At 54.3% G+C, this 23,205-nt stretch carries 25 protein-coding genes, 1 tRNA gene and 1 pseudogene; 7 read left to right on the top strand and 20 right to left on the bottom strand.

Going from position 1 to position 23,205, the window contains the following annotated elements:
* Positions 1-45 precede the first annotated feature (45 nt).
* The 10 genes and pseudogenes from AC8GE9_RS07785 to cysS form a co-directional block, all read right to left on the bottom strand.
* Entirely contained in the window at positions 46-453 is a 408-nt protein-coding gene (locus AC8GE9_RS07785; RefSeq protein ID WP_506676589.1) for an Aq_678 family protein, read from the bottom strand.
* Between the two features lie 693 nt (positions 454-1,146).
* Positions 1,147-1,329, bottom strand: coding sequence for a helix-turn-helix domain-containing protein (locus AC8GE9_RS07780; protein ID WP_506676588.1), 183 nt, complete (start codon positions 1,327-1,329; stop codon positions 1,147-1,149).
* Positions 1,256-1,708, bottom strand: a pseudogene (locus tag AC8GE9_RS07775) (recombinase family protein). Before AC8GE9_RS07775 ends, AC8GE9_RS07780 begins: the two are co-directional and overlap by 74 nt.
* A 228-nt stretch (positions 1,709-1,936) precedes the next feature.
* Positions 1,937-2,353: a GNAT family acetyltransferase gene (locus AC8GE9_RS07770; RefSeq protein WP_506676587.1), complete on the bottom strand. Its 417-nt coding sequence runs from the start codon at positions 2,351-2,353 to the stop codon at positions 1,937-1,939.
* Positions 2,354-2,646: 293 nt separating this feature from the next.
* Positions 2,647-2,740: transfer RNA gene (locus AC8GE9_RS07765), tRNA-Ser, on the bottom strand.
* 57 nt (positions 2,741-2,797) lie between these two features.
* The gene (locus AC8GE9_RS07760; RefSeq protein WP_506676586.1) at positions 2,798-4,063 is read right to left on the bottom strand and encodes an aspartate kinase; all 1,266 of its coding nucleotides are present in this window, start codon (positions 4,061-4,063) and stop codon (positions 2,798-2,800) included.
* A gap of 43 nt (positions 4,064-4,106) precedes the next feature.
* A complete protein-coding gene (tilS, locus tag AC8GE9_RS07755; RefSeq protein WP_506676585.1) occupies positions 4,107-5,111 on the bottom strand; it encodes a tRNA lysidine(34) synthetase TilS in 1,005 nt (334 codons plus the stop codon).
* A gap of 46 nt (positions 5,112-5,157) precedes the next feature.
* A complete protein-coding gene (locus AC8GE9_RS07750) occupies positions 5,158-6,123 on the bottom strand; it encodes an acetyl-CoA carboxylase carboxyltransferase subunit alpha (RefSeq protein ID WP_506676584.1) in 966 nt (321 codons plus the stop codon).
* Between the two features lie 32 nt (positions 6,124-6,155).
* Positions 6,156-6,800: a DNA-3-methyladenine glycosylase family protein gene (locus tag AC8GE9_RS07745; RefSeq protein WP_506676582.1), complete on the bottom strand. Its 645-nt coding sequence runs from the start codon at positions 6,798-6,800 to the stop codon at positions 6,156-6,158.
* A gap of 10 nt (positions 6,801-6,810) precedes the next feature.
* Positions 6,811-8,316, bottom strand: a complete 1,506-nt coding sequence (gene cysS, locus AC8GE9_RS07740) for a cysteine--tRNA ligase (protein WP_506676581.1) — start codon at positions 8,314-8,316, stop codon at positions 6,811-6,813.
* A gap of 68 nt (positions 8,317-8,384) precedes the next feature.
* On the opposite strand from cysS, the gene AC8GE9_RS07735 reads away from it, so the two are divergent.
* Genes AC8GE9_RS07735 through AC8GE9_RS07725 form a run of 3 tightly spaced genes read left to right on the top strand, consistent with a single transcriptional unit; the run spans position 8,385 to position 10,583 of the window.
* The gene (locus AC8GE9_RS07735; protein WP_506676580.1) at positions 8,385-9,176 is read left to right on the top strand and encodes a tetratricopeptide repeat protein; all 792 of its coding nucleotides are present in this window, start codon (positions 8,385-8,387) and stop codon (positions 9,174-9,176) included.
* A gap of 26 nt (positions 9,177-9,202) precedes the next feature.
* Positions 9,203-9,811, top strand: a complete 609-nt coding sequence (locus AC8GE9_RS07730; RefSeq protein WP_506677134.1) for a peptidylprolyl isomerase — start codon at positions 9,203-9,205, stop codon at positions 9,809-9,811.
* Positions 9,804-10,583 carry a UDP-2,3-diacylglucosamine diphosphatase gene (locus AC8GE9_RS07725; RefSeq protein WP_506676579.1) on the top strand — a complete coding sequence of 260 codons (780 nt, stop codon included), beginning with the start codon at positions 9,804-9,806 and terminating at the stop codon, positions 10,581-10,583. The genes AC8GE9_RS07730 and AC8GE9_RS07725 overlap by 8 nt, the downstream gene beginning before the upstream one ends.
* A gap of 62 nt (positions 10,584-10,645) precedes the next feature.
* Here AC8GE9_RS07725 and AC8GE9_RS07720 read toward each other — a convergent pair whose 3' ends face one another.
* Positions 10,646-11,437 (bottom strand): inositol monophosphatase family protein, encoded by a 792-nt coding sequence (locus tag AC8GE9_RS07720; RefSeq protein ID WP_506676578.1) that lies wholly within the window; start codon positions 11,435-11,437, stop codon positions 10,646-10,648.
* A gap of 37 nt (positions 11,438-11,474) precedes the next feature.
* On the opposite strand from AC8GE9_RS07720, the gene AC8GE9_RS07715 reads away from it, so the two are divergent.
* Positions 11,475-12,299: an RNA methyltransferase gene (locus tag AC8GE9_RS07715; RefSeq protein WP_506676577.1), complete on the top strand. Its 825-nt coding sequence runs from the start codon at positions 11,475-11,477 to the stop codon at positions 12,297-12,299.
* 47 nt (positions 12,300-12,346) lie between these two features.
* Positions 12,347-13,096 (top strand): serine O-acetyltransferase, encoded by a 750-nt coding sequence (cysE, locus tag AC8GE9_RS07710; RefSeq protein WP_506676576.1) that lies wholly within the window; start codon positions 12,347-12,349, stop codon positions 13,094-13,096.
* Between the two features lie 54 nt (positions 13,097-13,150).
* On the opposite strand, the gene AC8GE9_RS07705 is transcribed toward cysE, so the two are convergent.
* From AC8GE9_RS07705 to AC8GE9_RS07690, 4 genes are read right to left on the bottom strand one after another with little or no spacing between them, the layout of a single operon-like run.
* Positions 13,151-13,639 carry a hypothetical protein gene (locus AC8GE9_RS07705; RefSeq protein WP_506676575.1) on the bottom strand — a complete coding sequence of 163 codons (489 nt, stop codon included), beginning with the start codon at positions 13,637-13,639 and terminating at the stop codon, positions 13,151-13,153.
* On the bottom strand, positions 13,636-13,935 hold the full coding sequence (locus tag AC8GE9_RS07700; RefSeq protein WP_506676574.1) for a nucleotidyltransferase domain-containing protein: 300 nt from the start codon (positions 13,933-13,935) through the stop codon (positions 13,636-13,638). Before AC8GE9_RS07700 ends, AC8GE9_RS07705 begins: the two co-directional genes overlap by 4 nt.
* 24 nt (positions 13,936-13,959) lie before the next feature.
* Entirely contained in the window at positions 13,960-14,604 is a 645-nt protein-coding gene (locus AC8GE9_RS07695) for a 3-oxoacid CoA-transferase subunit B (RefSeq protein WP_506676573.1), read from the bottom strand.
* Between the two features lie 3 nt (positions 14,605-14,607).
* Positions 14,608-15,297 carry a 3-oxoacid CoA-transferase subunit A gene (locus AC8GE9_RS07690; protein ID WP_506676572.1) on the bottom strand — a complete coding sequence of 230 codons (690 nt, stop codon included), beginning with the start codon at positions 15,295-15,297 and terminating at the stop codon, positions 14,608-14,610.
* Between the two features lie 119 nt (positions 15,298-15,416).
* Here AC8GE9_RS07690 and mutS point away from each other — a divergent pair, with 119 nt between their 5' ends.
* Positions 15,417-18,071, top strand: coding sequence for a DNA mismatch repair protein MutS (mutS, locus tag AC8GE9_RS07685; protein WP_506676571.1), 2,655 nt, complete (start codon positions 15,417-15,419; stop codon positions 18,069-18,071).
* Between the two features lie 8 nt (positions 18,072-18,079).
* Complete coding sequence (locus AC8GE9_RS07680; protein ID WP_506676570.1) at positions 18,080-19,282, top strand: JmjC domain-containing protein; 1,203 nt, start codon at positions 18,080-18,082, stop codon at positions 19,280-19,282.
* A gap of 14 nt (positions 19,283-19,296) precedes the next feature.
* Here the strand turns inward: AC8GE9_RS07680 and ureG are convergent, their stop codons facing one another.
* The 5 genes from ureG to AC8GE9_RS07655 are packed head-to-tail and all read right to left on the bottom strand — an operon-like array spanning position 19,297 to position 23,203.
* Positions 19,297-19,917 (bottom strand): urease accessory protein UreG, encoded by a 621-nt coding sequence (gene ureG, locus AC8GE9_RS07675; protein WP_506676569.1) that lies wholly within the window; start codon positions 19,915-19,917, stop codon positions 19,297-19,299.
* Positions 19,918-19,934: 17 nt separating this feature from the next.
* Positions 19,935-20,639 carry an urease accessory protein UreF gene (locus AC8GE9_RS07670; RefSeq protein WP_506676568.1) on the bottom strand — a complete coding sequence of 235 codons (705 nt, stop codon included), beginning with the start codon at positions 20,637-20,639 and terminating at the stop codon, positions 19,935-19,937.
* Positions 20,596-21,171 (bottom strand): urease accessory protein UreE, encoded by a 576-nt coding sequence (locus AC8GE9_RS07665; RefSeq protein ID WP_506676567.1) that lies wholly within the window; start codon positions 21,169-21,171, stop codon positions 20,596-20,598. Before AC8GE9_RS07665 ends, AC8GE9_RS07670 begins: the two co-directional genes overlap by 44 nt.
* A gap of 8 nt (positions 21,172-21,179) precedes the next feature.
* Entirely contained in the window at positions 21,180-22,892 is a 1,713-nt protein-coding gene (gene ureC / locus AC8GE9_RS07660) for an urease subunit alpha (RefSeq protein ID WP_506676566.1), read from the bottom strand.
* The gene (locus tag AC8GE9_RS07655) at positions 22,889-23,203 is read right to left on the bottom strand and encodes an urease subunit beta (RefSeq protein WP_506677133.1); all 315 of its coding nucleotides are present in this window, start codon (positions 23,201-23,203) and stop codon (positions 22,889-22,891) included. Before AC8GE9_RS07655 ends, ureC begins: the two co-directional genes overlap by 4 nt.
* Positions 23,204-23,205 lie beyond the last annotated feature (2 nt).

Genomic DNA, 23,205 nt, shown 5'->3' with positions numbered 1-23,205 from the left:
TTGAATCAGTATGTTTAAAGGATCACGGTTTGATGGGTCTAAAAGTCACTGCTCTTTAATTACATTAATGTGCCCGCCACAAGCGACAAAACAACTGCGATAGTTCTCATCGCAACGATATGTATTGGGCGACGCCCAGCAACTGCTTTGATAGCGCGAGCACGATCTTGCGTCGTCCTTATTGTTCGCCCGACGAATACAGTTTTGATAGCTCCACCGATTTCGTTGCTCACAGGCCTGACGATCATTCGCAGCACGCTGATTCTCATTACCAACACAGACCTCACGCGCAATAGAACATTGAGCGACGCACTGACGGCCACCATCCGTCGTTGGTGGGTAGTACTCGTAGCGAACAGAGGTGCATGCGGATAAGAATAGAACACAAGCAACTACGCAGCAGCGGCCTGACAAGCGACTGGCTATTCCTGAGAAGCTAAAGGCGGTAAACATACCCAGTAAGTCCACTTGTTACCTCTTATACGTAATTGAAACAACACAATCAGAATCGATGAGGTGCCACGCAGGCAAGTCAGCAAGCTCAGTCGCAACCATCCTGAAACTCGGCACACTGTCTTGATATATTGCAGAACCATTTGACTGCACAGTTTTACGACGCTCCGCCCCACTCACAACAAAGACGCGATTAGGCATAACGGAAAAAAATTCACTGCGTACTCCAATCGTTAATTGCACTTTACATATTTAATCTGGTTTGCATCTAGCAGATAACTTTCAAAAACTAGCAAAGGGTCAAACTTGCCTTTACCTAATATTGCGAACTTAAAATCGGCTGGCACAACCTGATTCGACCCAAACCAAGAAAAGGCAGACATGAGTTTTTCTGTCTTACCGTCAATCGTCAAAAACACATCATTGTTGGAATTAGTCCGATCGAATCTAAACTCAATTACGGTCGGTTGGCTGCAGAAAACAACACCCTCTGGCGCTTCGATTGCGAATGTTGAACTGACGTGCGCAGCGCATGTCATGAGAGCCAGAATGATAATTTTTTTCAATTGAAGATATACTATTTTGTTAACATGTTTACATTTATATACAAAATTTTTACATAATTCGGGATATTGAGCACTCTAACCGCAAACCACTGATGAAGTTAGTGTTGTGCTTGGTGCTTGTCTTTTCTTAGCTCAAGTACGTATACAACCTCTTGCGAAAAATTCCAAACTGTTTGGCTAGAGCGTTCTTGGTCGTACCACTTGCAGCAAGCGCCCTCAATTCATTTTTCTCTATCTCATTGAGGGATTGCTTTCGGCCTATACGCCCTCTTAGCTTTAGCAATAGCAATGCCTTGAAGTTGACGCTCACGAATGACTGAGCGTTCCCATTCAGCAAGCGACCCCATAATGCCGAGCATCAAGTTTGCCATCGGATTGTTGTCGCCCGTAAAAGTAAGCGATTCTTTAATGAACTGAATTTTTACGCCTTTAGCAGTCAGTCCTTTGACTGTCGTGATCAGATCGTTCAGTGAGCGAGACAAGCGATCCATCGAATAGATTATGAAAGTGTCACCTTCGAGCAGATGAGCAAGAGCTGCCGCTAATTAAGGACGATCCGTTTCCTTGCCCGAGGCTTTATCTGTCAATGTCTTATCTAACTTCAGATCGGCAAGCGCCTCTTCCTGACGGGCAGTGTTCTGTGCCTCTGTACTCACACAAATGTAACCAACAAGTTGTCCTTTGCTCATCTCACCCTCGCAATCTAAAAGTGTATGAATAGGATCTAAATTGGACATTTACAAAGTGTCAATAAATTAAAAAACCATCCTATACTGACACTATTTTGATGATTTGAGGGTATCTAGTTAGCGTGTAGCCTATCCAGACAGTGATTTCATTAAGCATTTTATTAAGATTAACCTTACTCGTTCAGTCTATGGTTGTTGTTACATTTCACGGGAAACGAACACAGTCTCTTACAACACTTTTCCCATACTCAAGCGAGGCTCAACTGAGTAGCCAATAGACTTGTAGAAAGCCGCAGTTGCTTCATTCGTAGAAAGTAGCTGGAGGTTGATTTTCATACAACCCAAATCAGCAAGTGCTTTTTCAGCGTGTTGAACGAGTGAGCCACCCAAACCACTGAGTCGTTTTTTTGGATCTACTGCGACTGAATACAACCAACCACGATGCCCATCGTAGCCCGCCATAATCGTACCGACGATGTCAGTATTTTCAACTGCGACAAAAAACAAGCCATCATTTGTCGCTATCTTTTTTGAAATAGCCAAGTTCGGTTCGTTATGAGCAGTTTCATAACCAAACACATTTCTCCAGAGTTCAACAACCTGAATTCGGTCGGTGGTGTCTTTATATTGACGGATTGTTGGCATAACTGTCCCTTGATTGAGGGATACATATTAGCTGTTAGAGCTTTGAAATATAGTTTGGAGTCTAGAAGGATGTGGGGGCAGAAAGACCCAAGAGCTGTGTGGGAAGCGGAGAGGGTCAAAGCTGCTAAAACACATAGCCCATTTTATAGTATAGCGCTTTAGCTTTAAGCGTTGTCCAGCATTGTCCTTATTAAATCAGCTACATACAGTGCCAAGAGTGTGTCTTAGAATGTATCTTTATTTTTATTATTTTTGACTTTTTCTATATAAATCAAATAGTTAAAAGTACTTCTTGGCGGAGGCGCAGGGATTCGAACCCTGGATGCACGTTTTAGCGCACATACTCCCTTAGCAGGGGAGCCCCTTCAGCCGCTCGGGCACGCCTCCAAACCAAGGCGCTATTCTAGCATGACGAATTGCGCCTTTTTAAATCACTTTATGTTCTTAAATCTTGGTCGGTGCAGCCGTTTCCAGACCAAAAGCTTTGTGCAGCGCGCGGACGGCGAGCTCCATGTACTTGTCTTCGATCAAGACTGAGGTTTTGATCTCGCTGGTGCTGATCATCTGAATATTGATATTTTCTGCGGCCAATGTTTTAAACATTAGGCTCGCGACACCCGCATGTGAGCGCATGCCGATACCGACGATCGAGACCTTGGCGACCTTGTCGTCTGACACGACTTCGCGGGCACCCACGGCGGGTGCGACCTGACCGGTCAACAGGGCGAGCGTGCGTGCAAACTCGTTGCGATGAACGGTAAAGGAAAAGTCAGTCGTACCGGCCACGGACTGGTTTTGCACGATCATGTCGACGTCGATATTGGCGTCGGCGACTTTACCCAAGATTGCGTAGGCGATGCCTGGTTTGTCGGGCACGCCCAGCAAAGTAACCTTGGCTTCGTCGCGGCTAAAGGCGATGCCCGAGACAACAGCTGCTTCCATTTTTTCGTCTTCCTCAAAAGTAATCAGGGTGCCGGAGAGCATTTCCTCGTCCAGCGGCATGTCGGGGTCAGTCAGCGAGGACAAGACCCGCGTGGGCACACGATATTTACCCGCGAATTCAACCGAGCGAATCTGCAAAACCTTTGAACCCAGGGACGCCATCTCGAGCATTTCTTCGAACGAGATCACATTCAGGCGGCGCGCATCGGGCTCGACGCGTGGGTCCGTCGTATACACACCATCCACGTCGGTGTAGATCAGGCACTCATCTGCCTTGAGAGCAGCAGCGACGGCAACAGCTGAGGTATCCGAGCCACCGCGTCCGAGCGTCGTGATGTGACCGTCGTCATCCACGCCTTGAAAACCTGTGACCACCACCACACGACCAGCATCGAGATCGGCGCGGATGCGCTTGTCATCGATCGCGGTGATGCGCGCCTTGGTGTAGGCGGAGTCGGTGCGGATGGGAACTTGCCAGCCAGCGTAGCTGCGGGCCTGTAGACCAGCAGCCTGCAGTGCGATCGCCAATAGGCCACTCGAAGCTTGCTCACCAGTGGCGGCGATCATATCGAGCTCGCGACCATCGGCAGAATCAGAAAGCTCGCGGGCCAGGCCTAACAGACGATTGGTTTCGCCCGACATAGCAGACGGCACCACAACGACCTGATGGCCGGCCGCATGCCATTTGGCGACGCGGCGTGCGACGTTTTTAATGCGCTCGACGGATCCCATGGAGGTTCCGCCGTACTTGTGAACGATCAGTGACATGATTTAGGGTAAAAACGGATAGGCAGATGCAAAGTCCACTATTTTAGCCCGAAGACAGCAATACACGCCCGCGCAGACAGCGCACAGTATGGGAACCGTGTTGCCACAATAACTCCCGGTCGTGTCCCAGGGCATGAAGTTGCCTCAACTGGCGCATTAAATCAGCCAGTCGTCGCTCTCCGGGCATGGCAACCTGCTGCTGCTCGAGCCAGTAGCGCAGCACCAAGACCTGTCGGGCTGGGCTCAAGTCCCGCCAGGCTTTAAGGCTAAAGCTCTGGTCAGACGAAGCAGGCTCGAGCGTGAGCCAATCCAGGGCTGCAACCTCGTCCAAGATTTCCGTCACCTCGGCGGCCTGTCTAGCATGGCGCACCAGCGTCTGGCACCACGCAGGCCAGTGTTTTTCTAAAACAGGCAAGAGCTTCGTTCTGAACGCCCCCCGCTTGTAGTGCGGATCAGTGTTACTGGGGTCCTGGACGGCCTGCCAACCAGTCCGATCCGCAAACTCCTGCGCGATGGCGACCAACTCCTTACGCTCAATGTCCAACCATGGACGCAACAAACGCATTCCCTGACGCACCACATCGTCTTGCATCGCACTCAGCCCCAATACCCCTGCCCCGCGTAACAAACGCAGCAACACGGTTTCAGCTTGGTCTTGCTGATGATGGGCGAGCAAAAGCGCGGCCACTTGATGCTCGCCTGCGAGTGCAGCTAAAGCTTGATAACGCGCTTCGCGCGCCGAGGCTTCGGTGCCCAACCCCTGCGCCAGATCGACCTGTACATGACGCACGACCAAAGGCACAGCGAGCACACGCGCAAACACGTCCACATGTTCGGCCCAGGCATCAGCCTCAGGCATCAAACCGTGATGAATATGAAAAAAATAAAGGGCTTGCCCGCGTTGCGCGCACACCTGCGCGGCAACCAAGGCCAGCGCGACAGAGTCCATACCGCCACTCAGTGCGACAGCGACGGCTTGCTCCGCGGGGATCTTTGCAAGCGCCTGCTGAAGTGCTCGCACGGGAGCGTCAGGCCAGGCGTTGTGCATCAAGAGGAGCAAGTAAGCGCGAAAGGGGGCACCTGAGGTACCACCCTTAGGCGCGCACCTCTTGGAAACTACCATAGGACAACAAACGCTCGAGCCTGTGATCGATCAGTTGTTGAGGTGTCATGCCAGACAACGAACGCAACGCATCGGCCAACGAACGACGCAACAAACGCGCCATCACGCGAGGATCGCGATGCGCACCTCCAACGGGCTCGTTGACCACCTTGTCGATCAAACCGAAATCTTTGAGTCGATCAGCAGTAATGGCGAGTGCGGCCGCGGCCTCGGAAGCCTTGTCCGGGCTGCGCCACAAGATCGACGCGCAGCCCTCGGGCGAAATCACCGAGTAAGTTGAGTACTGCAACATCAACACGACGTTACCGACCGCGATCGCCAATGCCCCACCCGAACCACCCTCGCCGATGATGGTAGAGATGATCGGCACCTTGAGCTCGGCCATGGCGAAGAGGTTGTGACCGATGGCTTCGGACTGGCCGCGCTCTTCGGCACCGATGCCTGGATACGCTCCGGGGGTATCGACAAAGGTAAACACGGGGAGGTTGAACTTTTCTGCGAGACGCATCAAGCGCATCGCTTTGCGATAGCCCTCGGGACGCGGCATCCCAAAGTTGCGCGCGGCGCGCTCCTTGGTATCGCGACCTTTCTGGTGACCGATCACCATGCAAGGCGTACCGTTAAAACGCGCCATCCCACCCACGATCGATAAATCGTCAGCGTACATACGATCTCCATGCAGCTCATGAAAATCGGTAAAGATTTCACGTACATAATCCAGCGTATAAGGACGCTGCGGATGACGCGCGACCATCGAGGTCTGCCAAGGTGTCAGCTTTGAATAAATATCTTTGGCAAGCGTCTGACTTTTTTGTTGAAGTCGACTGATTTCATCTGAAATATCGACAGCCGAATCCGCCTGCACATAGCGCAGTTGTTCGATTTTGCCCTCGAGCTCGCCGAGGGGGTGTTCAAATTCAAGAAAAGTATTGCGCATGTCTATATGTGCTCATTTAATCCTAGGCGCACTTAGTATTCCACCGGAGTGGGATCCAAGCATCGCCATAAATACCAAGTCGCGACCGTGCACCACGGTTGCCATCCCTGGGCCACTTCTCGAGCTTCAAAGCGGGAGACGGGCTCACCGCTAAAATAGTGTAACGAGATTGCTTTTAATAGTCCCGCATCATCAAGTGGCAAGATGTTGGGCCGCTGAAGATTAAAAATCAAAAACATCTCAGCAGTCCAGCGACCAATACCACGAATGTTCGTCAACTCGACTATCACTTCCTCGTCTTCCATACTGGCCCATTTTTGAGGCCGCACGAGCTTGTCGAGAAAATGTGTTGATAGATCAAGGACGTACTCGCACTTTCTCCCAGAAAGTCCAGCTGCACGAAGGCGATCCACGCCAGCAGCCTGGACACTTGAAGGGGTTGGGCGTTTGCCGCATTCGAGCAAAAACTTTTGCCAAACCGATTCTGCTGCTTTGACAGAAATTTGTTGACCGATGATCGAGCGGGCGAGTGTCACAAAAGGATTGCCGCGTGAGGTCAGAAAAATATCCGGGTACTTAGGAATAATTTTTTTCATGATCCGGTCACGCCGCATCAATTGAGCGGTCGCCGAATCCCAGTAATCAGGTTTACCTTGAGCGATATCAGAACTAGGCATGGAATAGACCTTAGGCACGGCGCCACTGAGTCAGGCCACCGGGCTTGTCATCAAGCTCGACTCCTGCGTTTTTCAGTTTCGCACGAATCTGGTCGGCAACGGCGAAATTTTTCGCCGACTTGGCTTGCGCCCGGGCCAAGATCAAAGCTTCGATCTCAGACTCGGAAAGCGCGGCAGCAATACTGGGGTCCTCACCCGCAGCACCCTGTTCGATCGCGCGACGGGTGTAGCGTGTCGGACTCTGAAAATAAACCATTGGGTCTTTTTGCAGGAGTCCCAGCAGCTCGGCGAGTGTTTTAAGCTGCGCCGATAAAGCAGCGCTTTTATTGCGATTGACCTCGCTGGCCAGCTCGAACAAGGCCGCGACAGCGCCCGCGCTATTAAAGTCGTCGTTCATCGCCTCGCGAAAGGCCAGCGCCTGCGGTGCTTGCCAGTCAATGGCGACCGCGCCACCCGCAGGCGGGCAATTTTGCAGCGTCTGATAGAGCCGATCAAGCGACAGCTGCGCGTCGATCAAATTGTCCGGTGCGTAGTTTTGTGCACTGCGATAGTGATTACGCACGATAAAGAAACGCAGCATTTCGGCTTCGCGCGGATTGACCTCGTAAGCAGCCGACTCGGTAACGGCGGGCTGTCCTTGCTTGGAGGCTTCGTCCAGCACGCCAATGGTTTGGCGGATCGTTCGAAAATTGCCCAACGACTTGGACATTTTTTCAGCATCGACCATCAACGGACCGCAATGCATCCAGTTGTTGGCCAGCGTGCCGCCAAAAGCACCCTCGGTCTGAGCGATTTCGTTTTCGTGATGCGGGAACTTGAGATCCGGACCGCCGCCGTGGATATCCAGGGGCAAACCCAGCAGAGCTTTACTCATCGCCGAACACTCGATGTGCCAGCCAGGTCGACCCCAGCCATAGGGCGAGTCCCAGCGCGTGTCGGCAGGCTCGTGCTCTTTGGCGGATTTCCACAGGACAAAGTCAAGCGGGTCGCGCTTGGAAGAGGCAACAGCCACACGCTCACCGGCGCGCAAGTCGTCAAGCGACTTGCCCGACAACTTGCCGTACTCCGGAAACTCGCGGACGGCGAAATTTACATCACCATCGACTGCGTGATAGGCCAGACCTTTTTGTTCGAGCTTGCCGATGATGTCAAGCATATCGCCGACATACTCGGTCGCGCGGGGTTGCGCATCAGGCGACTGCACGGACAAGGCATGCTCGTCGGCATGCATCGCATCAATAAAATAGGAGGTCACTTCACCCAAGCGGCGGTTGGTTTCGACCGCGCGTCTGATGATTTTGTCATCGATATCAGTAATATTACGTACATATTGCACCTGATAGCCCGAGACGCGCAGCCATCGCTGCACAACGTCAAAGCTGACCAGCATCCTGGCATGTCCCAGATGGCAATAGTCGTATACCGTCATTCCACACACATAAAGCCCTACTTTGCCAGGCTGTACCGGGCGAAATGGGCGCTTGGAGCGGGACAATGAGTCGTAGATCTGTAGCATACGTGTGGTCAGTCAAAAGCAGGGCTAAAATGTAGTTCTACAAGTATAGCAATTGAGGGTTCCACGACTTGAAGTTGGCAAAAAGTACGCGTTCGATCACAAACATGGCGGCATGGGTCGCCACAGCCATGGCATTGTGCCTGTCGGTGTCGATCCCAGGGGTTGCGCTCGCCCAAATCAATTTGAGTGGGGGCACACCTGCCACGCTCAATCCTTTGGCAAGCGATCCGACTGAGAGAGGTGGCAATCAATCGCTTCGCAACACCATGCCCTCTGCGGTTCCCAGCTCAGCCAACACAGTCCTTGGAGACAAGGTCCCCGATGGCGGCTGGGACGGCTTAGCCAGGCTTCTTGAGGCGCTGGCCCCCTCCGTAGACACCAGCATTCCACTTTCACCGACCGAAATTTCTCATCGAATCGATGGTTTGATTCGTGCAGGTCGACTTAAAGAAGCGCTCCAAACGGTGGAGGCGCGTCAGGCTGTTGAAGCCCTTCGTCATACACCAGGCACCGATGTGCAGCTCATGTTTTTGCATGCCCGTATCCTGGCCGAAATGAACCGCCCTACCGAAGCCGAAGCCGTCTACCTTCAGATGACGACCCGTTTTCCCGAGCTACCAGAACCTTGGAACAACCTCGCCGCGCTATACGTCAAGCGCAACGAACTTGAACAAGCCAGGCGCGCGCTTGAGATGGCCGTGATGATCAATCCAAAATACCCCATTGCACTCGCCAATCTTGGCGACGTTCAACTAAATCTTGCACTGCGCGCCTACCAACGTGCGGCACAGGCTGGCGTCCCAGGCTTGGCGCCAAAAATTAAACGTGTGAAAGACCTACTTGAGGATGCCCCGAAATGACGATTTTCTCTTATGGGTTGCGCTTGATGCGCGGCCTCGCACTGGTCGGTATGATTCCGCTAGTGTCTTTATCGGCCCAAGCGGCCTCTCCTTCCAACTCGACTCAAAAACAAGGCGTTACTTCCATGAGCACAGCACCACGCGTCAAAATGTCCACTAATCAGGGCGACTTTATTATTTCTCTCAACGCTGAAAAAGCCCCTAAGACTGTGGCGAACTTTCTAGCCTATGTCAAAGACGGTTTTTTTGACGGTACGATTTTCCATCGCGTGATCGATGGCTTCATGATTCAGGGTGGTGGTTTCGAGCCAGGCCTTAAGCAAAAGCCCACCAAGGCCACCGTAGAAAACGAGGCCAACAATGGTCTGAAAAACAACAAGTACACGCTTGCCATGGCGCGCACCAGCGATCCTCACTCAGCGACTGCACAGTTTTTTATTAACGTCGCGAACAACGACTTCCTGAACCACACTGCGCCGACTGCTCAGGGCTGGGGCTACGCCGTGTTTGGCGAGGTTGTCGAAGGTCAGGACGTGATCGACAAAATGAAAGGTGTCCCAACTGCTAACAGCGGCTTTCATCAAAATGTACCGACCAACGATGTTGTGATTACAAAGGCAGTTGTCCTTGAATAAGATCGAACTCGACGGACCGGTCTGGCTCGCCTCGGATGTACATCTGGGGCAGTACACAACCGGCACCGCAGAAGCTTTCCGTGATTTTCTAAAGCTCGCCGCCAGCGAGGCTAAGGCCTTGCTGTTGCCGGGTGACATTTTCGATGCATGGATCGGTGACGATGTCGCTGTCGTAGCACCCCCTTGGCTCGCTCGGGACTTGATGGCGATCAAAGCCTGTGCGGCGCAGATTCCCGTTTGGCTAGGAAGGGGTAACCGCGACTTTTTAATGGGCGGCGCGCTCGCTGCTGGCCTAGGCGCACATTTATTACCTGAGCAGGTACTCGTCACGATCGGTGGCCGCACGATGCTGCTGAGCCATGGTGATGAATATTGTACCGACGATGTGGCCTATCAGCAGTTCAGAGTCATGGTGCGCAACCCGGCCTGGCAATCTGGTTTTTTATCCAAGAGTATTCCCGAGCGGCTGAGCATGGCCGCTCAAGCACGCGGCGAAAGCATGGTCGCCAACCAAACCAAATCGATGGAGATCATGGACGTCAATGCCGACGCCGTGGCTGCAGCGATTCGTAGCGCGAATGTTTCCCTTGTGATTCACGGACACACGCATCGTCCCGGTCGTAATGTACTGAACGTGGACGGTCGTATCTGTGAACGTTGGGTACTGCCAGACTGGGATTGCGAGCCAACCGCACCGCAGGGCAAGATGCGCGGGGGCTGGATGGTGATTGATGAGGAAGGCCCGGCACTGTTTGATCTGGATCAGGCCTAAAGCGCATCGCGCTTTAGGCTGTCTCCTTTAGTCTGAGGCCTTTAGTTTAAAACCCTTAGACCTTAGCCGCGCAAATAGCCCAGCATTTGCGTAAAGATTTTAGGCGTCGCGGCGATCACGTTGCCTGATTCCATCCAAGTTTGTTCACCCTGCAGGTCACCAATTAAGCCGCCGGCCTCGAGGACCATCAGGCTGGCAGCGGCCATATCCCACTGTTTGAGACCCAGACCGCAGAAACCGTCCATCCGACCTGCCGCCACATACGCCATATCAAGCACCGAAGAGCCCGTACGGCGCACGCCTGCGCAACCGCGTGCCATTTCCATAAAGCGAGGCTGCGACAGCTCATCGGGTCCGATAGAACCAGGCCAGGCAGCACCCAGCAACACATCGTGAAATTTAAGCTGAGTTGAAACGCGCATCCGGCGATCGTTGAGAAACGCGCCACCGCCGCGGCTCGCGGTAAAAAGCTCATTACGCGAAGGATCGTAAATGACGGCTTGCGTCACCTGACCGAACTGTCGTAGGGCGATGGAAACTGCGTAGGTGGGCAAACCGTGGATAAAGTTTGTCGTGCCATCCAAGGGATCGATCACCCATTCATTGGGGGCTAATGCACCCTCTGGCGTGTCGCCACCTTGATGCCCGGATTCCTCACCCAAAAAGGCGTGCTCAGGGTAAGCAGTACGCAGCACATCAATGATGGCCTCCTCTGCGGCACGGTCGACTTCCGTGACATAATCTCTTGGGCCCTTACGGGCGATTTGTAACCGATCGAGTTCAAGACTCCCACGGTTGATAATGGTTCCGGCGCGCCGGGCCGCCTTAATGGCGGTATTAAGCATCGGGTGCATGAGCGTAGTTTTTCTATTAAGCAAAGCAGAATTTTAAATGACTTCCGATTTTTCCCGTGTTCGCTTCATTATGACCGAGCCAAGCCACCCCGGAAACGTCGGTTCGGCCTCGCGTGCGATCAAAACGATGGGGTTTGAAAACCTGGTGCTCGTTGCTCCGAAAACCCCTGAAATCAACATTCAGCCCGAAGCGATCGCTTTGGCCAGTGGTGCAGGCGATGTGCTGGCGGGGGCAAAAACCTTTAATAGTCTTAAAGATGCCTTGGCGCCGGTTACGCTCGCTTTTGCCCTGACAGCTCGGGAACGCGAGCTTGGCCCGCCGGTCTGCGACATCCGCGAGGCTGCCCACCTAGCCCAAAGGCACCTGCGCGAGCATCCTGAGGGCTGTGTGGCCCTCGTAGTGGGTACAGAACGCTCAGGACTAACCAACGAGCATATCGCGCTCTGTCATCGCGTCTGTCACATCCCTGCCAATCCCGCCTACAGCTCACTCAATGTGTCCCAAGCCATGCAACTTGGCGCCTGGGAATTGCGCTACGCCCTGCTGCAAGGCAGCTACGCGCAGAACAACCCTGCGGCAGAGACCAGCGTGCCTCCTGTTTCGCTGCTTCAACCCAAGCCACCCGCCAAGCACCCTGGCAGCCAGCCTGCCAGCGGCGAGGCGGTCCAGGCTTTACTCACGCATTGGCAGGAGGCGCTCGAGGCCGTGCGCTTTCTGGATCCCGAACACCCCAAAAAACTGATGCCCCGCATGCGTCACTTGCTCAATCGAACGGATTTGAGCAAAGACGAAGTCGACATGATGCGCGGCGTCTGTACCGCCATGATCGCGACGGCACGCATGAACAAACCATCTTCATAAGCTGGTTACTATCAGGCGAAATTCTCGTCTGCGGTAGCATCAAAGATATGTTTAAAAATCTACGCGAAGACATAGCCTGCATTTTGGAGCGAGACCCTGCTGCGCGCAGCAAGCTCGAGGTCCTCACGTGCTATCCAGGCTTGCATGCCCTCATGGCGCATCGCTTGGCCCATCGCTTGTGGAATGCTCATTTTTATTGGCTGGGACGCTTTATTTCGCATCTAAGTCGTATGTTGACTGGCATCGAGATTCACCCTGGCGCAAAAATTGGCCATCGAGTCTTTATCGACCACGGTTTCGGCGTCGTGATCGGTGAGACTGCAGAGATCGGCGATGATTGCACTATCTATCAGGGCGTCACGCTCGGCGGCACACGCCTCTACAAGGGCGCCAAGCGGCACCCGACGCTTGGCAAAGGCGTGGTGGTGGGTGCAGGTGCGCAAGTGCTAGGTGGCTTTGTCGTGGGCGATGGAGCCCGTATTGGCTCGAATGCTGTGGTGGTCAAGCCGGTACCGGCATATGCGACGGCGGTGGGCAATCCCGCGCGCGTCATTGAAAAAGACGATGAGGAGCAGACCTCCTCTGTCATCCCCGCTATATTGATGGCCGCCTATGCGGTCGACCCAGGTGCGGCAGATCCTTTGAATAAGGTTTTAAACGAGCTGATCACGCACGTGGCCAGACAAGATGAGCGGATCTCAAACCTATGTCAGTCGCTTGAGGCGATGGGCTCCAAAATTCAGGACGCCTCACCGCCACTGGATACAAAGAAACTCACCAAGATTGTGGATGAATAAACGGAGCTGAGTGCTTAAAGCAGGGCTGAGTGCTTAAAGGTTTGACAAACCTGATTAGCTTAACGATATTGCAATACGTCTTTGTGCCTGCACGACAAATCTCTCTGCGGTGTCCACGAGCGTCACGACAAATTCATGCCCCACCTTAAGGGCATTAGACAAGATCACGAGATCTTCAATGTACTCATGCACCATTTGATTGCGAAGTTTACGCATTTCCAACCAGTCATCCGTGGATTCGAGCCATCCCAGCTTTTCAGCACGATCTAGATTGTCGATCGCCGATGCTTTGGGTTCAGCTAAAGCATCTAAAAGTGTGGGCAAAAACTTATCCGCCAAGGTGTCCTGTAATCGTCCAAAGCGACTGACAAAGGCATCAAGCCTTTCTGCCAGCAACGGATCTTGGGTGATCGCCTCAAGGGACTTTGCCGATAAAGCACCAGCAAAGAGACGCGCATCGGTTTCCTGTAGGTAGTACGATTCCTTTTGGACCACACGGCAAAGGAATTGCAAACGCAAGCGAAGGCCTTCTTCGAGCTTCACAAGACGACTCCAGTGCGAGCAGCAATGTCATGGACAGGTTGAATCATGAGGTTGGGCGCTTTCAGCACAACATCAACTTTACGCCCATTCATCGCACGTGACACGCGGCTGGCGACGCGGGCGCTCAAAAGGGCGGGCTCTGATACAGCATTGGGTACCTCAATCATTAAGTCTACGTCCCCGCCTTTGGCTGCATCGTTGACTCTGGATCCAAATAAAGTGACGCGCGCACGCTCTCCAAACACGCGAAAAGTTGTGTCTCGAATCATCGCTATTTGGGCCAAATTCAGTCTCATAGCTTTATTGAACCATACCGTCGCTTAAAACAATAGATCTATCCCCAGTCCGGTCAGTCGGCGCAACTCTTGTTCGCCTGCGCCAGACACGTCGTCCACCACGCGCACCACTCCGCCTGGCTCGATCTGAAAGACCGCGATGTCAGTGTAGACGCGAGAGACACAAGCAAGGCCCGTCAGAGGATACGTACACTGCTTGACGAGCTTGCTCTGACCCTCCTTAGTGAGTAACTCCATCATGACAAACACGTCTTTCGCACCGGCGGCCAGATCCATCGCGCCGCCGACTGCAGGAATCGCATCGGGCTCACCGGTAGACCAGTTGGCGAGGTCGCCATTAATCGCAACTTGGAACGCGCCGAGCACACAAATATCGAGGTGGCCGCCACGCATCATGGCAAACGAATCGGCATGATGGAAATAACTACCTCCAGGTAACAAGGTCACTGGCTGCTTACCCGCATTGATCAAATCCCAATCTTCTTCGCCAGCGGCGGGAGCGGGCCCCATGCCCAGCACACCGTTTTCGCTTTGCAGAAAAATGTCTTTGTCTTTGGGCAAATAATTGGCGACCTTGGTCGGCAAACCGATTCCGAGGTTGACGATTGCGCCTTCTGGAATATCGCGCGCCACGCGGGCGGCGATCTCATCTCTAGAGATACGTTTCATGATTTAACCTTTACCTGCTTTGACTGCTTTGGCTGGAATGCAAACAACGCGCTTGACATAGACACCGGGTGTCACGATCGCCTCAGGATCGAGCTCGCCGAGTTCGACGATTTCATTGACTTGCGCGATGGTGAGCTTAGCGGCCGTGGCCATGACAGGACAAAAATTACGTGCCGTTTTGCGATAGACAAGATTGCCCCAACGGTCGGCGCGATGCGCGCGGATCACGGCGACATCAGCCTTGATAGGCCCCTCTAAAATGTAGTCTTGACCATCGATGGTGCGGACCTCTTTGCCCTCGGCAAGCTGCGTACCGACTGCGGTGCGCGTAAAAAATCCACCAATTCCTGCACCTCCGGCGCGAATGCGCTCGGCAAGCGTGCCCTGAGGCACAAGCTCGAGCTCGAGTTTGCCAGCGCGATAAAGTCCGTCAAAGACATGAGAATCCGACTGACGGGGGAACGAACAAATGATCTTACGCACTTGACCCGAAGCCAACAACGCTGCAATCCCCGTATCACCCGAACCGGCGTTGTTGCAAACAATCGTCAGCTCACGCGCGCCCTGCTCGATTAAGCCATCAATCAGCTCATGGGGTTGCCCTGCGCCGCCAAAGCCTCCAATCAGCACGGTCGATCCGTCCTGAATGCCTGCCATGGCTGCCTGCAAATCAGGCACGATTTTAGAGATCATGTTTTTTCACCTTGTTGCGTGTCGTGTATTTATTTGATCGATTATAGAGAACTCTGACATCACCGTGGCTTACACTAAAGGCTTCGCTAGATGCGCCGCACCAATCCTTAAAACACCCTATGCAAGACAATGCCCTGACGCCCGCTAGCAATGAGCAACACACCCCAATGATGCAGCAATACTTGCGTCTAAAGGCTGAGGCTGGCCCGTTGTTGCTGCTCTATCGCATGGGGGATTTCTATGAGATGTTTTACGAGGATGCCGAGCGCGGCGCGCGTCTGCTGAATCTGACGCTTACGCGTCGCGGTACCTCCAACGGTGCGCCGATCCCGATGGCAGGCGTGCCCTATCATGCCGCCGAACAATATCTAGCCAAACTCGTGGCCGCAGGTGTCTCAGTCGCGATCTGCGAACAGATCGGTGACCCCGCCACCAGCAAGGGTCCGGTTGACCGCAAAATTGTTCGGATCGTGACGCCCGGTACGCTCACAGACGAGGCGCTCTTACCCGCCAAATCAGACCGCTCTGTCGCGGCGGTCTTTGTCTCTCGCAAAGGCAAAACACCCCGCGCAGGGTTGGCCTGGCTCAACCTGGCTAGCGGTGAATTCAAACTCACAGAGTGCGCACCCGAGGCACTGGACTCGGAGCTTCATCGCATCGAGCCCGCTGAGATCATTTATGCCGACGATGTCGAACTCGACGTGAGCCTGAACTGTGCCACCACCCGCGTACCCCCTTGGCACTTTGAGGCTGAACAAGCTCAAGCACAACTTCTGGCGCATTTCAAAACGCAATCGCTCTCTGGTTTTGATGTGGACGATCTCCCGCATGCCATTTGCGCAGCGGGTGCCTTGCTTCGCTATGCGGGTCGCACACAAGCCCAAGGGCTTGCGCATATTCAGAGCCTCAGCGCGGACCGTGCCAGCCAATACGTATTGATGGATCCGGCTACGCGCCGCAATCTCGAACTAACTCGCACACTGTCTGGCGAGGAAGCACCCACCCTCTTTTCGATTTTAGATAGTTGTCGCACACCAATGGGCGCGCGTTTGTTGAGACGCTGGCTCCATCATCCCTTACGCGACAATGCGCCTGTCCTCGCACGCCAACAAGCGATCGCCGCGCTCATGCAAGCAAATGACGCGAGTACTGAGTTACTGCATGCGACCTCAGTCTTAGAGTCCCTGCGTGGAGCATTAAACGCATTACCCGATCTAGAGCGTATCGCTACGCGCATTGCGTTGTTGTCTGTGCGGCCACGCGAACTCGCCAGTTTGCGCGATGCGCTGAGCGCCCTACCCCAATTACAAATATTACTTTCCTCGGCTCAGTCTAAAGACGCAGCGGATTGTGTGCGTCTGCGAGAGATCGCTCAACACTTGTTACCTCCCCCTGACATGGAGCGCTTGTTGAGTGCGGCAATCGATACCGAGCCAGCCGTACAAGTCCGCGATGGTGGGGTGATTGCGAACGGCTATGATGCCGAGCTCGACGAGCTGCGTGGAATTTCTACCGATAACGGCACCTACTTGCTGGAGCTCGAAGCGCGCGAGCGCGCCCGCACAGGGATTTCCACGCTGCGTGTCGAGTTCAATCGTGTTCATGGATTTTTTATCGAAGTCAGTCGCGCGCAGTCCGACAAGGTGCCCGAGGATTATCGCCGTCGCCAGACGCTCAAAAATGCCGAACGCTACATCACACCTGAGCTCAAGTCATGGGAGGATAAAGTCCTCTCCGCTCAAGACCGCTCACTGGCTCGGGAAAAATGGCTTTACGAACAAGTGTTACAAGCGCTCATGCCGATGGCGCAAGCCTTGTCCCACTGTGCGAGTGTGTGCGCAGAACTCGACGTACTGGTCGCGCTCGCGCATCACGCACAGCATCACGACTGGGTCGCCCCAGGCTTGCTCGAGCATACCGCGATCGAAATCACGGCGGGTCGCCACCCTGTCGTGGAGCGCTCGATCGAACGCTTTACACCCAATAGTTGCAGCCTCAATCCGCACCGCGCCTTGCTTGTCATCACGGGCCCTAACATGGGGGGTAAATCCACCTACATGCGTCAAGTCGCCCTGATTGCCCTGCTCGCCCGAATCGGAAGCTTTGTGCCGGCGCGTGCAGCGGCCATCGGTCCACTAGATCGTATTTTTACGCGCATTGGCGCCGCCGACGATCTGGCGGGTGGACGCTCGACTTTTATGATGGAAATGACCGAGGCAGCCGCGATCTTGGCTTCGAGCTCGGCGAACAGTTTGGTGTTGATGGACGAAATCGGCCGTGGCACCTCGACCTATGATGGTTTGGCGCTTGCATGGTCTATCGCTCAGCGCTTAGTCACGCACAATCGCGCCCTGACGCTGTTTGCGACACACTATTTTGAAATCACCCGAATGCCGAACGAACAGCCCAACACGGCCAATGTGCACCTGGCGGCTGCCGAGTCTCCTTCGGGTATCGTGTTTTTACATGAAGTGAAAGACGGTCCCGCGAGTCGCAGTTACGGCATACAAGTCGCACAACGCGCCGGAGTGCCCGCAGCCGTGATCAGACACGCGACGCGCGAACTAGAGCGACTGGAGTCACAAGGCGCCCCCACGCCTCAACTCGGTTTGTTTGGAGAGGTCGTCGCCGCTGAAAGCATGACACAAATCGCCACAGAACTCGCGGATGCCCAGGCGGCACTGCACCAAGCCCTTAATGAGCTCGACCCCGATACGCTCAGCCCGCGTGAAGCATTGGATGCGCTGTATCAACTCAAAAATTTATTGCCTTAGGTCTTTTTATGCACACGGATCAACCTCTCGCCCTGCTGGGCGGACTCACCCCTTCACAATTTATGAAGACCTACTGGCAGCGTAAACCTCTGCTCGTGCGCCAGGCTTTCAAGAATTTTAAACCCCCCGTTTCAATGGCAACGCTCAAAAAAATGAGCAAGCGTGACGAGGTTGAGTCCAAACTGATCTGGCGTGACAAAGACGAATGGAACATGGAGGTTGGACCTTTTAGTCGTCTGCCAAAAATGTCGGAAACACACTGGACACTATTGGTGCAGAGTGTGGACATCCATGATGATGCAGCCTGTGCGCTGATGAATCAGTTTCGCTTTGTGCCGGACGCGCGACTCGATGATCTGATGATCAGCATGGCCACGACGGGCGGTGGTGTGGGTCCACATTACGACAGCTATGACGTGTTTCTTTTGCAAGCCGAGGGTCGCCGTCACTGGAAATTTGGTCAACAAAAAGACTTGTCCTTGGTACCTGGTTTACCTCTCAAGATTTTGCAAAACTTTGAACCGGAGCAAGAGTTTGTACTGGAGCCAGGCGATATGTTGTACCTGCCCCCACAAGCGGCACACGATGGTGTCGCGCTCGATGATTGCATGACGATCTCGATTGGCTTTCGCGCACCTGACGAGGCGGCGCTGGCACGTGGCATGCTCGAAGCTGCCGCGGATCAAATCTTGTCACGTGCAGGTGTCGCAAGCGGCCCCTACGGCGAGCCTCCCTTGCCTGGTCCCGCGCTCAATAAGTTTTACCGCGACCCCGCTCAGCCCGCTGTGGCACATCCCGCCGAGCTCCCCGAACGCCTGACCGAGGCCGCGATCGCTGCCGCCAGCAAAATCCGCTTTGACCACGCGCTGGCCACCCGCTTTCTGGGCTGCTGGTTGACCGAGCCCAATCAGGCCGCTGTCTTTGACAGCCCGCTTGCGTTAGCGATGGATGAGGACCCAGAGACGCACGATCAGGCATCCTCCTACACACACTGGGTACTCGATCGACGCAGCCGTATGCTCTACCGTGACCAGCAGCTTTTTATCAATGGCGAGCCTGCAATGGTCAAAGCCGAAACAGGCCTTAAACGACTCGCGGATGAGCGTGAACTGGCGGGTACCGACCCTTCTGCCAAACGCCTGTCACAGGAGGCACTCGACGCGTTAGCAGACTGGATTGACGATGGCTGGGTCCATCTTGTCAGAAAGTAGATGGGATCAACGCTTCAAGACTGAATCAAGCATCCCGCTTTTTCAATAAAGCGGATGACTTCGTCTAGGCCCTCACCGGTTTTTAAATTCGTCATCACCCAGGGACGGTCCACACGCATGCGCGCAGTGTCGTGGCGCATGACGTCAAGGTTTGCGCCCACATAGGGTGCGAGATCGGTCTTGTTGATCACCAACAGATCACTACGGGTGATACCGGGACCGCCTTTGCGGGGAATTTTTTCGCCACCCGCGACGTCAATCACATAAATCGTCAAGTCCGATAAGTCTGGACTAAACGTCGCTGCTAAATTATCGCCACCGGACTCGATAAAGATCAAATCAAGATCGGGGAAGCGTTTTTGCATACGATCGATCGCTTCGAGGTTGATCGAAGCGTCTTCGCGAATGGCCGTATGCGGGCAGCCGCCTGTTTCTACACCCATAATGCGATCCGCCGACAAAGCCTCTGCTGCAACCAGCAAGCGTTCATCTTCTTTGGTGTAAATATCGTTGGTCACAACCGCAAGCTTGTACTGATCTCGCATTTTTTTGCAGAGGACTTCGACCAAGGTGGTCTTGCCCGACCCCACCGGTCCGCCGATACCGACGCGCAAAGGATTGGATTGTTGTGTCATGGTGTAATTCCTATTTTTTAACTTCTAAACAAGCGGCTATATTGCGTTTCATGTCTTGTACTGGCTAAGGCGAGGCCAAAAGGCGCTGAACCCGCCTCGGCGGTACTGGTTGACTGTGCGATCAAACAAGTCTTTGCAATGTCTTGTTTGAGACGATGCAGAAGTTGCTGACCTTCGATTTGTCCTAAGGGAACTGTTTTCATCGCGGCCAGGACTTGGTTTTCTACCCAGCTCCAGAGATAAGCCGCCAATGCCGTTTCTTTTTCAACGCCCGTGCATGCAGCCAACGATGCATACGCGGCAGGGTAAGACCACGTCACATTTTTGAGGTCGGCGAGTGCCTGCGCCAACGGCCACTGTGCAAACAGCTTGGCCATCGAATACCCCATCTGTACAGATTCGAGTCGTAGCTCAGCGGTTTCACGCATGGCGCTCAGCTGCTGATTTCCTTCGATGAGCGCATCCCATTGCTGTTGTGAGGCGGCCACATAACAATACAACCACCAAGGCAACTCCTGGCGAGCCAGATTGAGCAACAGACCATCTCGGATCCAGACATAGGCTTGCTCCATATCTGTGACCCAACGATCCTCGATCGCTTGTTCTAGACCCTGCGAATACGCAAAGCCCCCTACGGGCAAAGCCGGGCTCGCCAAATGCAGGGCCGACAGGAGGGAGTTAAGCTTTGGATCGTGCATGGGCTGCGATAGAGAGTTGTTCACCGATCTGACCCATCGCCTCATCCTGCAGCTCGACCCCGCACTCGCTTGGATGTTGGTGATGGTGATGCGCATGTTCTCCTGCGCCCCCAGAGTAGGCGCCACCTTCTGGAATAAAAGGCTGATGCGTATTTTCTACTGTTCCGCCCAACCGTCTGACGAGCTCTGCCAACACTTGATCTGGCTCGATCAGGGCGGCATCGGGCAGCAACATCGCCCGCACGTGACGGTTAGCCAAGTGATACACAATACGCATGAGCTCAAAAGGATTGTGGGCACGGATCAGCATCAACTCCTCGGCGGCGGCTTGCACCAAGACACGTTCACCTGTTTCACCGGTGAGCACATCGCCGTGCTGCATGGATTCGCCACGCGGCAGGATCACTGCGACTGCGCGTCCACTGGGTAACATGGCGGCCAAGCGCGAGCGCTGCCGATCCTCCAGCGTCAACTCGAGCACGGGCAAGGACTCGGCGGCTGCGTCTGTCTGTGAGCGCGCTTGCGCAAGAATCCGCGTGGTCAACAAAATCGCCATCTTCGTTCCTAAAACAAAAAGTAACGTTGCGCCATCGGCAGCACCTGCGCAGGAGGACAGTCAAGCAACACACCATCGGCATAGACCTTGTAGTTTTCCGGACTGACGGTGATATGCGGTGTGGTGCTATTGAGTTTCATATCAGCCTTAGTGACCGTACGCGTGCCCTGCACGGTCGCGATCTGCCTGCGCAAGCCGAGCTCCTGATGCACACCGCGCTGCACCGAGATACCGGACATGAAGGTGATGCAACTCGTTTCGATGCCGCGCGCAGACGCCCCAAACTGTGGACGAAAATGAACAGGCTGTGGGGTCGGAATCGACGCATTGGGATCTCCCATCGCCGCCATCGCGATCTGGCCACCTTTGATGACGGTCGAGGGCTTGACACCAAAAAAAGCAGGACGCCACAACACGAGGTCGGCCCATTTGCCCACCTCGACCGAACCAATCTCATGCGCCATGCCATGCGTGAGCGCAGGATTGATGGTGTATTTGGCGATATAGCGTTTGATGCGCGCGTTATCGCTCGTCGAGGGATCAGAAAAACCTGCCTCGCTCAAGGAACCGCGCTGCTCACGCATTTTGTGCGCAGTCTGCCAGGACCGCATAATGACCTCTCCGACACGACCCATCGCCTGACTATCCGAGGAAATCATCGAAAACGCGCCGATGTCGTGCAGGATGTCTTCGGCCGCAATGGTTTCACGACGGATACGACTTTCTGCAAAAGCGATATCTTCGGCAATCGAGGCATCGAGGTGGTGACACACCATCAACATATCCAGGTGCTCATCCAGCGTATTGATGGTGTAGGGCCGAGTCGGATTGGTCGAGGATGGCAGGACATTTTGCTCACCGCAGACGCGGATGATATCGGGCGCATGGCCGCCTCCCGCTCCCTCGGTGTGGTAGGTGTGGATCACTCTGCCATCGATGGCCTTGAGTGTCGCCTCGACAAAGCCCGACTCGTTGAGTGTGTCGGTATGAATCGCGACTTGCGTGTCGGTCTGATCCGCAACCGTCAGGCAGTTGTCGATCGCAGCCGGTGTGCTGCCCCAGTCCTCGTGGAGCTTTAAGCCCACTGCCCCAGCTTCGATTTGTTCGTGCAGTGGGCCCGGTAGAGAAACGTTGCCTTTGCCCAGCAAACCGATATTGATCGGATAGGACTCAAGCGATTGCAACATGCGCGCCAAATGCCATGGACCAGGCGTCACCGTTGTGGCAAACGTCCCAGTCGCAGGGCCCGTACCGCCACCAATCATGGTCGTCACGCCTGAGCACAGGGCCTCTTCGATTTGTTGAGGACAGATAAAGTGAATATGACTGTCTACACCACCCGCGGTCACGATCATGCCTTCGGCTGCAATGACCTCGGTGGCAGGTCCAATCACAATCGTCACACCCGGCTGGATATCCGGATTGCCGGCCTTACCGATGCCGGCGATGCGTCCATTTTTAATGCCGATATCAGCTTTGACGATGCCCCAGTAATCGATGATCAGTGCATTGGTCAAGACAGTGTCGACACAATCCGCGCTCATACGCTGCGACTGCCCCATGCCATCTCGAATCACTTTACCACCGCCAAATTTGACCTCCTCACCGTAAATCGTAAAGTCCTTTTCCACGCGTGCAAACAACGCAGTATCGGCCAGGCGAACGCGATCGCCTGTCGTCGGACCAAACATCTCGGCGTACGCTTGTCTTGAAATTTTCATTGATCCAGACTCCCCATGACGGCCCCAGAAAATCCGTACACGATCCGATCCCCGCTGAGCGCAACAAGCTCAACGACACGCTCTTGTCCTGGCTCAAAACGAATCGCCGTGCCCGCAGAAATATTCAAGCGAAAGCCGCGCGCAGCAGCACGATCAAAATGCAACGCTGCATTGGTTTCTGCAAAATGAAAGTGGGAGCCAATCTGCACGGGTCGGTCACCGGTGTTGGCTACGGTGAGGCTAAGCAGCGTTCGACCCACATTGATTTCAAGGTCTTCACCGTCTTGGACAAGTATTTGTCCGGGAATCATGG

It is taken from the genome of Zwartia lucis (assembly GCF_965234455.1).
Classification (GTDB): Bacteria; Pseudomonadota; Gammaproteobacteria; order Burkholderiales; family Burkholderiaceae_B; genus Zwartia; species Zwartia lucis.
This window is presented reverse-complemented; position numbering and strand designations above follow the sequence as displayed.

What these genes read in the sequence shown, in the direction of transcription:
- AC8GE9_RS07785 (WP_506676589.1), bottom strand. Translation starts at nt 453, where the DNA reads ATGTTTACCGCCTTTAGCTTCTCAGGAATAGCCAGTCGCTTGTCAGGC.
- AC8GE9_RS07770 (WP_506676587.1), bottom strand. Translation starts at nt 2,353, where the DNA reads ATGCCAACAATCCGTCAATATAAAGACACCACCGACCGAATTCAGGTT.
- AC8GE9_RS07760 (WP_506676586.1), bottom strand. Translation starts at nt 4,063, where the DNA reads ATGTCACTGATCGTTCACAAGTACGGCGGAACCTCCATGGGATCCGTC.
- tilS (WP_506676585.1), bottom strand. Translation starts at nt 5,111, where the DNA reads ATGCACAACGCCTGGCCTGACGCTCCCGTGCGAGCACTTCAGCAGGCG.
- AC8GE9_RS07750 (WP_506676584.1), bottom strand. Translation starts at nt 6,123, where the DNA reads ATGCGCAATACTTTTCTTGAATTTGAACACCCCCTCGGCGAGCTCGAG.
- AC8GE9_RS07745 (WP_506676582.1), bottom strand. Translation starts at nt 6,800, where the DNA reads ATGCCTAGTTCTGATATCGCTCAAGGTAAACCTGATTACTGGGATTCG.
- cysS (WP_506676581.1), bottom strand. Translation starts at nt 8,316, where the DNA reads ATGCTACAGATCTACGACTCATTGTCCCGCTCCAAGCGCCCATTTCGC.
- AC8GE9_RS07730 (WP_506677134.1), top strand. Translation starts at nt 9,203, where the DNA reads ATGCGCGGCCTCGCACTGGTCGGTATGATTCCGCTAGTGTCTTTATCG.
- AC8GE9_RS07720 (WP_506676578.1), bottom strand. Translation starts at nt 11,437, where the DNA reads ATGCACCCGATGCTTAATACCGCCATTAAGGCGGCCCGGCGCGCCGGA.
- AC8GE9_RS07715 (WP_506676577.1), top strand. Translation starts at nt 11,475, where the DNA reads ATGACTTCCGATTTTTCCCGTGTTCGCTTCATTATGACCGAGCCAAGC.
- cysE (WP_506676576.1), top strand. Translation starts at nt 12,347, where the DNA reads ATGTTTAAAAATCTACGCGAAGACATAGCCTGCATTTTGGAGCGAGAC.
- AC8GE9_RS07700 (WP_506676574.1), bottom strand. Translation starts at nt 13,935, where the DNA reads ATGAGACTGAATTTGGCCCAAATAGCGATGATTCGAGACACAACTTTT.
- AC8GE9_RS07695 (WP_506676573.1), bottom strand. Translation starts at nt 14,604, where the DNA reads ATGAAACGTATCTCTAGAGATGAGATCGCCGCCCGCGTGGCGCGCGAT.
- AC8GE9_RS07690 (WP_506676572.1), bottom strand. Translation starts at nt 15,297, where the DNA reads ATGATCTCTAAAATCGTGCCTGATTTGCAGGCAGCCATGGCAGGCATT.
- mutS (WP_506676571.1), top strand. Translation starts at nt 15,417, where the DNA reads ATGCAAGACAATGCCCTGACGCCCGCTAGCAATGAGCAACACACCCCA.
- AC8GE9_RS07680 (WP_506676570.1), top strand. Translation starts at nt 18,080, where the DNA reads ATGCACACGGATCAACCTCTCGCCCTGCTGGGCGGACTCACCCCTTCA.
- ureG (WP_506676569.1), bottom strand. Translation starts at nt 19,917, where the DNA reads ATGACACAACAATCCAATCCTTTGCGCGTCGGTATCGGCGGACCGGTG.
- AC8GE9_RS07665 (WP_506676567.1), bottom strand. Translation starts at nt 21,171, where the DNA reads ATGGCGATTTTGTTGACCACGCGGATTCTTGCGCAAGCGCGCTCACAG.
- ureC (WP_506676566.1), bottom strand. Translation starts at nt 22,892, where the DNA reads ATGAAAATTTCAAGACAAGCGTACGCCGAGATGTTTGGTCCGACGACA.
- AC8GE9_RS07655 (WP_506677133.1), bottom strand. Translation starts at nt 23,203, where the DNA reads ATGATTCCCGGACAAATACTTGTCCAAGACGGTGAAGACCTTGAAATC.